Here is a 7,129-nt window from a genome sequence, read left to right as displayed (position 1 = left end):
CCTTTCCTAATTTTCCTTTCTGTTCCTTCTCTCCTTATACGTCACTTCTTTTGTTATTTTTATTAGATACATAGAATTAAGATTGGATAAAAAATACTTTTTAAAAGGTTAAATACCAGCAGCTACAATAAAAGGGGCACAGGACTTCATAAGTCATAAAGTTTTAAGTGCAGTTTTGGAGTTTAACAGGAATGATCAAAATAACCACTCCTTGCCGAATTCATATGACGCTTATTGATATGAATGCGGAGATCGGAAGAGTCGATGGAGGAGCAGGACTAACCCTTTCCTCTCCCAATATACGAATTACGGCTGAAGAAGCCGATGGAGTCAATATAGAAGGTCTGCAGAGTTTTGCCGATCGGATGAAAAGAGCTGCAGAATCCCTGCTTCCTGAGGGTAAAGGGATCAGGATCAACGTACAGGAAGTGTACCCAGCCCATGTAGGTTTCGGGTCAGGAACTCAGTCTTCCCTAGCCGCGGCAGCAGCTGTAAATGAACTATATGGACTTGGGATGAGTGTTAGAGAACTTGCACTTGCAGTAAAAAGAGGAGGGACTTCTGGTATAGGAGTAGCTGCTTTTGAGAAAGGCGGGTTTATAGTTGACGGAGGGCATAAGTTCAAAGATAAAGGTGGTTTTATGCCGTCGGCTGCCAGTAAAGTACCGCCCGGGCCAGTGCTCTTCAGAGAGGATTTTCCTCAATGGGAAATGGTGGTAGCAATCCCCAACGACAAGGGAATGCATGACCAGGAGGAAGTCGAGACCTTCAAGAAATTCTGTCCCCTCCCTGTAGAAGAAGTCAGGGAAATTTCCCATGTCGTGCTCATGCAGATGATGCCTGCCGTGATGGAAGAAGATATAGTGAGTTTCGGGGCCGCAGTAAATCATGTTCAGACTGTTGGTTTTAACAAAAGGGAGAGCCTTATCTGGCCTGAGTTTGTGAAAGATATTGCTTCTTTAATGCGCAACCGGAGCTACGGAGCCGGGGTAAGTTCTTTTGGGCCTGTAGTATATTCTTTTGTAGATAACAAATCGGAAGGCAGGCAGCTTCAGGCGGAAGTCCAGAAAATGCTTGACGACTCTGTTGGTGGGACTGTCATGCTTACCAGGGCAAGAAATCACGGAGCAGAAATATCCCGGGTTTGAAAGCCTTATATTCAGTGAGTGAAACCGAAAATCATTGTGATCATGCTCGGTCAGCCTGTGAAATGATTCCCCGGCTGACCCGAATGAGCCCACATGTACGAACACATTTGATAAATAACTAGATCCACGTGTCGTTCTGTGTCTCACTCTTATGGCAATCGCATACTGTTCTTCAACCAAAATCAATGGGTCTACCGCAATATTTACTTCCGCATATAGCCTGTATCCTAGACGGCAAGTACTTACTTCAGTCACATTCCTTCTAAATTAATTTAAGTACGATTCTCAGGCTGCAATATCCTCTTTTCTGCCGTAACCGTACGTAAAATGCTTATACAACTTTTTCTGGGAAAGATAAAAGGCAAGACCTAAAGTGTCTTTGGTTGCGGCATCTCCAAAAGGTTGCAGCATCTCCAAAATTATGACTGTATTCTCGAGAGGAGCTAAGCTTTCCGAAGACCAGGCAATAAACGCCTGAATAAGAGCTGTTACCATAAGTACGGCAAAATACCATTTGACCGCACAAAGTCCCCTGATGTGGAGAGAAGTTCAGGATCCACGATTCCATACGTATGGGCACATGTGAGTGTTTTTCCTGGTAAGAGTTCAGGCCTATCCTTGTCAATCTAAGATCTACTTAACTGAATTGTTAAGGATAAAAATACACATAAATAAAAAAATTAGGAAAATCAGGATTTTGAAAGAAGATTCCTTAAAACCACTGGTCGAGAGTTTTTTGTCTGGCTCCTGAAGCAGCTTTAAGTCGTTCTGCAGCTTTTCCCACCCTGTCGATCGAAAAATCGTGACTCTCACAGAGGAATTCGAGAAGTTTTTCAGAATCAGGTTTTCCCCATCTTATTTTGTAATTATCCGTTACTTCAGGGTGGAGAAAGATATCTCTTATTTGATCCACAGCTTCAATTTCTGCCTTTTTTTCCCGGAGTACGGCATAAATATCCCCATGCTTTTTAATTAGTTTAAGGGCTGTCTTGGGGCCTACTTTCTCCAGCCCTTTGTTATAATCCGTGCCCACACAGATAGCGATATCTATGAGCTGCTCCCGCGTAATTTCCAGGGCTTTGAGAGTCTCATCCAACTTGATTTTTTCAGGTTCGACGTCAACGTAAATGTTTTTTCCCGGAAGCTTGCGTTTTCCTGTTACAGCCAGGTTCCGGACAACAATTGGAGCCCCGAAAAGAAATGAATCGTAATCTTGCGAAGCAACGCAGTTGGCATCTTTTTTGAGAACCACATGTGCAGCCTGTGCTTCGCCCTCACAGGGGGCCTGAACAAAGGGAACTCCCATAATACCAAGGAGATATTTGGAATCTTCAACAATTTCCTGGTTTACTTTTGAAGAAGCCTGAGCATACTTATAGGCCGATTCAAGATCTCCTATAGCCTTTGCATTCTCCCATTTTTCCCGGGAGGATTCTCTTATTTCTTTTCTTTGGTTCAGGGTTTCGGATTTGAGGTCAGGAGGCTTGCCGTCAAAAACGAAGAGAGGTTTGACACCTGCTTCTATAAGGCTCGCTGTTCGGTAGAGCAGGCCTGAGAGATGTGAAGTTACTCTCCCTGCAGAGTCAACCAGAGGGCTTCCGTCCCGCTGGCGAATAATGCTCAAAAACTGGTGTAGCGTGTTAAACGCATCAATTGCAACCACCTGATTAGTAAGATCCGAAAGTTCAACTTTTCTTTTCTGGAGCAGGTCGCCTATATCTGTACCCATATTTTCCCTCGTATGTCTTAAATTTTTCAGAAAGCTTCAGCGCTTTCATTATCTTCTTCTCTTTCATTACTTTTTTAGTCTTTTCTTACTTTTTAGCTCGTCAACTGTTACGCAGAAAATCAATATCAATATCCTTTACTACAGGTCAATATCAAAAATGCTTTGCAGTAAGTCAATATTAAAGATGCTTTGCAGCAATCATGTGATTTATTGCTCAATACGCTTTATAGATACTGAAGTCTTATATTTACCGCGTTTTCAGAGTTCTCCTGAGATACTTATCGATGAATATACACTGTTGAAAGACAGAGTACTACTCTGGAAGAAAAAAGTAAAGAAACTTAATGTGATTTTTATTTCAATTCATGGGACTCATTCGATCACTGAATTCCGGCAGTTACTTAACTCATTTTGTCTCCGAATTTCGACAGTTATTGACTTCAAGCGGCCATTGACTTCAACCAGTCATTGATTTCATCAGATCATAGGATCCAGATAAGTCCTGGAATTCCAGTCATGGTCATAGATTTTTAATCCGATTTTTTGAACTTGGCCTTATTAGCCTTTCGGAAGCCCAATCAAAGCTATCCAGTATGAAGAGTGAAAAGAGACGAGATTTATAGGCTTTATAGCTTCTACAGACACCTACTATCAAGCAGTAAGGTCAAGTCGAACATCGATTACTGAATCTTCATTTGCTTCTATTTTGGATATCGTCAGCAAATTACCTTTTCTTTCCAGTAAAGTCGCTTTCGTGACCTGGACCTGGTGACCATCCACCTGTTTCTGGTTGTTGTTTTTATGGACGACCAGGAGCTTCTGCCCTTTCTCAGCCCCTTCTCCTATTTTGGACACGATATTTCTTATGACCTGTTCAAAATCAGAATAAATCAAAATTTCCGACTTATTTGCAACCTTTGTAATAATGCCAATCGGTTCCAGACTAAGGTGCATATAGCTTTCCTTCTTTACCTGCTTACACAAGTAATCAAATAATACTAACTCTGAGTAATAATAACTTACGATCCAAGATATCTAATTTATTTTTTTATTATTGTTAAAAATCCAGATATTCCCTGTTCTACAGAAGAACCAGTATATATAATTTACTGGATAAAGGTCCCTGTGCCCGAATTTTTATCGTAGGGTATTAATTACATTAGAAAAATTAGCATATATTAGTATTAATATTAGGATAAATATTCATAAATTAAATTCAAAACTGAACGAAGATTGAGAGTCTGTTCTAAAAATACTTGAGCTGTTTTTTCTTTCAATTAACGCTGCATATATAGAAGATTACTGCTCTATAAAGAGCATACTTATAAAGTATTGAGTATTCCTGGATAAAAAATTAAATTCGATTGTTAAAAATCTGGGGATTCAAATCATGCTTTTTAATATAGAAAACTAAATATTTTGCCCTGAAATAAAAAATTATAAATGAAATTAATGGTATTTTCTGCGGTTGAATTCGTAAACTGCATTATCAACTTTGCTTGATAGCTCATTCATCCGTTCTTCAATCTTTGTTTCTGTATTTTCCATGTTGACCTTGAGAGTACGGTCTTTTGCTTCCATTTTGTTTTCGAGTTCCTGAAGCCTATTGTTTACAGAGATGAGCATGACAGCTAATGTTCCGACCAGGACCATAACCGAAAGAATAATCAGGGGATTTGTGGATTTATATTCAAATCTTCTAAGCCACTCAAAGGATAGAAGAAAGGATGACAGAACCATCACAACAAGAAATACTGTATCTCTAGTCTCCATCGTATACCTCTAACATACCTGTAAAAATTGTTCCGCATACACAAGCATTCTGTAATATAGCCTGTTTCAAAATTACCAAGCGGAATATTCCTTTAAGTATTTACTGCTTTTCTATTTTTACGATTTTCGATTTTTTACTTTTTTCTATTTTGTTCATTTTTTAAGAGGTATGATATATAATTTTTTCACAAACTAACGTTTATCGATTTATTCCTTTACTTTTGATTTATCGCTCCTGTGAAAAAAGAGCCAGTATCTCATAAACGTATCTCAGAAATATATTTTGGAATCATTTCGTGGGAAAATCTCTATTTAATTAATAGAAGAAATACGAGATTCTCAGGTAAAGTTATATATAAACAGTCATGAGAAACGGAGATGAAATTACAGTAAGTATATAAAGGAATAGAAAAGGCATACTGTCAAGAACTAAGGAGTTTAGCACTTGAGTTCCATTGAACAATCAATTAAAGAATATTTACCTATTATTTCCATGGGAGGACTAATCCTTATAGTGCAGATTCTTGCACTCTTTTTGTCCACACCAATGGAAGTTAGTGGAATGCAGGCTTTTGAGGACCCAACCCAGGTGTCTAATTCTATATATTATATTATAATGATCCTGGTTTTTACCCTGTTTGTCCTTATAGCAATAAAGAAAAATATGAAATGGGTAATCAGCCTCTTTATTTATTTGGCCATAATAAGCACTATCTATTACGTAGTCCTCGCCCTGTTTACTCTCATTCCGTTTCTTTCAGGAGTTGAGTCCATTGTCTCAGTTGTGCTGTCCGTAGGAATAACAGTGCTGCTCTATAAATATCCAGAATGGTATGTAGTTGACATTGTGGGAGTTTGTATTGCAGCTGGGGTCAGTGCCCTGATAGGAATTTCCCTCTCAGTTGTCCCCGTAATAGTACTTCTGGTGCTTCTTGCAATATACGACGCTATCTCAGTATACAAAACAAAGCACATGGTATCTATGGCTGAGGGAGTAATGGATCTGAAACTTCCAATAATGTTTGTAATTCCAAAAAACCTGAACTATTCTTTCTTGACGGAAGACTTCAAACAGGACGAAAAGCATGAGGCTTTTTTTATGGGGCTCGGAGATGCTGTTATGCCTACCCTGCTAGTAGTCTCAGCAAACGTCTTCATGAAAAGTAATTTCTATCCAGTCCTTGGGGCCATACTGGGCACGCTTATAGGGCACGCAATTCTTTCCATTCAGGTAATGAAAGGAAATCCACAGGCAGGTCTTCCCTTTTTGAATTCCGGAGTAATCTTGGGGTTCTTTGCTGGTGTCCTGATCTCAGGGGCCTCATTTCTGTGAAGTTAACTTTTCTTCACATATTACTATTTTTATAAATCTCTATTTTATTCTCAAATTTTCGCAAAGATTTTTTTATTTAATAGTTTAATCACTTGATATGTACAAAAGAATTGCAGTGGTCTTTGATAGTGCCGGAACTCTTCTACATATGTACAGGGTTGCAAAGGAATCCAGTACCGGGAATATCCTTGAAAATATAGAGAGCACTGCTATTGTCGCGCAAAAGAATGGATGCGGGCTTGTAGTTCTGAATGCCGAAAGTGATATACTCCTGCGCTCAAGAAGAGACATGCCTCTGTTTGAGTTTATAAAAAAGTACAGAATTTCAATAGGTATAAGCTGTTCAAAAGGAATTTTTACTCCAGAGATTGCATGTGATATCATAAAGGGAACATCTCCAAAAATGGGCGACATACATGATGTGTTGGAAGCAGTTGCATCCCACTGTCCAAATATTTTTTATCTAGCGGCAGGCCTGATAGTTGATTCTCAAGCTAAAACTGTTCCATATATACTGAGTACAGGAGGGCATGTATTCAATACCACGTTACAAGCGGTCCAGACTCTTCATTCCATGAAAGTGGATACGTATATAGCGTCCGGTGATGGTTTATTTGCTCTCATGCAACTGGCTGAGTTCATAGATATTCCCCCGGAAAGAGTCTTTGCTTATTCAAACACCCTGATGAAAGAAAAAGTAGTGCTCGAACTAAAGCAAAAATATGATCTGGTACTCATGGTAGGAGATGGAATTAATGACATATTGGCATTCAGAGCAGCAGATGTAGGAGTAATGACAACACAGCAGGGCGACAAAAGACCTAAAGAACTAAGAGAAGCTGCAGATGTGATAATTGATGATATTATAAAGGTTGTGGATGTGGTAAAATCGCTGTAATCAGGATGTATAAATAATTATTATATAAACTAATCTATATAACACGACGGGTCAATAATAAGCAAAAATATAACACATCGAGTCAGTATACAGAATGAGATTAAAGTACTGATTGAGCAAGTTCGTTAGAGGGATTTGACTTTACTCTAAATGTGCTTTAAATGTTAACAGTGAAAAAATAATGCGTTATGTTTATGTAATCTTTACTCTTAGTAGTTGTTGCCCAAATGTGTGAAATTCGTTAAGTG

7 protein-coding genes are annotated in these 7,129 nt (G+C 38.8%); 3 read left to right on the top strand and 4 right to left on the bottom strand.

Annotated features, from left to right (window positions below; genetic code table 11):
* The first annotated feature begins 191 nt into the window (after nucleotides 1-191).
* Entirely contained in the window at nucleotides 192-1,148 is a 957-nt protein-coding gene (locus tag A9239_RS04350) for a beta-ribofuranosylaminobenzene 5'-phosphate synthase (protein WP_048122280.1), read from the top strand.
* A 285-nt stretch (nucleotides 1,149-1,433) separates the two neighbouring features.
* Here A9239_RS04350 and A9239_RS04345 read toward each other — a convergent pair whose 3' ends face one another.
* From A9239_RS04345 to A9239_RS04330, 4 genes are all read right to left on the bottom strand, one after another.
* Complete coding sequence (locus A9239_RS04345; protein WP_048156507.1) at nucleotides 1,434-1,643, bottom strand: hypothetical protein; 210 nt, start codon at nucleotides 1,641-1,643, stop codon at nucleotides 1,434-1,436.
* Nucleotides 1,644-1,860: 217 nt separating this feature from the next.
* The gene (fen, locus tag A9239_RS04340; RefSeq protein ID WP_048122276.1) at nucleotides 1,861-2,877 is read right to left on the bottom strand and encodes a flap endonuclease-1; all 1,017 of its coding nucleotides are present in this window, start codon (nucleotides 2,875-2,877) and stop codon (nucleotides 1,861-1,863) included.
* Nucleotides 2,878-3,528: 651 nt separating this feature from the next.
* Nucleotides 3,529-3,831 (bottom strand): hypothetical protein, encoded by a 303-nt coding sequence (locus A9239_RS04335; RefSeq protein WP_011306208.1) that lies wholly within the window; start codon nucleotides 3,829-3,831, stop codon nucleotides 3,529-3,531.
* Between the two features lie 495 nt (nucleotides 3,832-4,326).
* Entirely contained in the window at nucleotides 4,327-4,650 is a 324-nt protein-coding gene (locus tag A9239_RS04330; protein WP_048122272.1) for a hypothetical protein, read from the bottom strand.
* A gap of 445 nt (nucleotides 4,651-5,095) precedes the next feature.
* Between A9239_RS04330 and A9239_RS04325 the strand changes: the two genes are divergently transcribed.
* Together A9239_RS04325 and A9239_RS04320 are read left to right on the top strand one after the other, a co-directional pair.
* Nucleotides 5,096-5,983 (top strand): presenilin family intramembrane aspartyl protease PSH, encoded by an 888-nt coding sequence (locus A9239_RS04325; protein WP_048122270.1) that lies wholly within the window; start codon nucleotides 5,096-5,098, stop codon nucleotides 5,981-5,983.
* A 97-nt stretch (nucleotides 5,984-6,080) separates the two neighbouring features.
* Entirely contained in the window at nucleotides 6,081-6,881 is an 801-nt protein-coding gene (locus tag A9239_RS04320) for an HAD family hydrolase (RefSeq protein ID WP_048122268.1), read from the top strand.
* Nucleotides 6,882-7,129: the final 248 nt, after the last annotated feature.

This window comes from Methanosarcina sp. A14 (assembly GCF_001729375.1).
GTDB classification, from domain to species: domain Archaea; phylum Halobacteriota; class Methanosarcinia; order Methanosarcinales; family Methanosarcinaceae; genus Methanosarcina; species Methanosarcina barkeri.
The sequence above is the reverse complement of the archived record's forward strand: the minus strand, read 5'-3'. Positions and strand labels throughout refer to the sequence as shown.

Bases quoted from the DNA above. Each gene is read 5' to 3' on its own strand.
- A9239_RS04335 (WP_011306208.1), bottom strand. From the start codon at position 3,831: ATGCACCTTAGTCTGGAACCGATTGGCATTATTACAAAGGTTGCAAAT.
- fen (WP_048122276.1), bottom strand. From the start codon at position 2,877: ATGGGTACAGATATAGGCGACCTGCTCCAGAAAAGAAAAGTTGAACTT.
- A9239_RS04345 (WP_048156507.1), bottom strand. From the start codon at position 1,643: ATGGTAACAGCTCTTATTCAGGCGTTTATTGCCTGGTCTTCGGAAAGC.
- A9239_RS04350 (WP_048122280.1), top strand. From the start codon at position 192: ATGATCAAAATAACCACTCCTTGCCGAATTCATATGACGCTTATTGAT.
- A9239_RS04330 (WP_048122272.1), bottom strand. From the start codon at position 4,650: ATGGAGACTAGAGATACAGTATTTCTTGTTGTGATGGTTCTGTCATCC.
- A9239_RS04320 (WP_048122268.1), top strand. From the start codon at position 6,081: ATGTACAAAAGAATTGCAGTGGTCTTTGATAGTGCCGGAACTCTTCTA.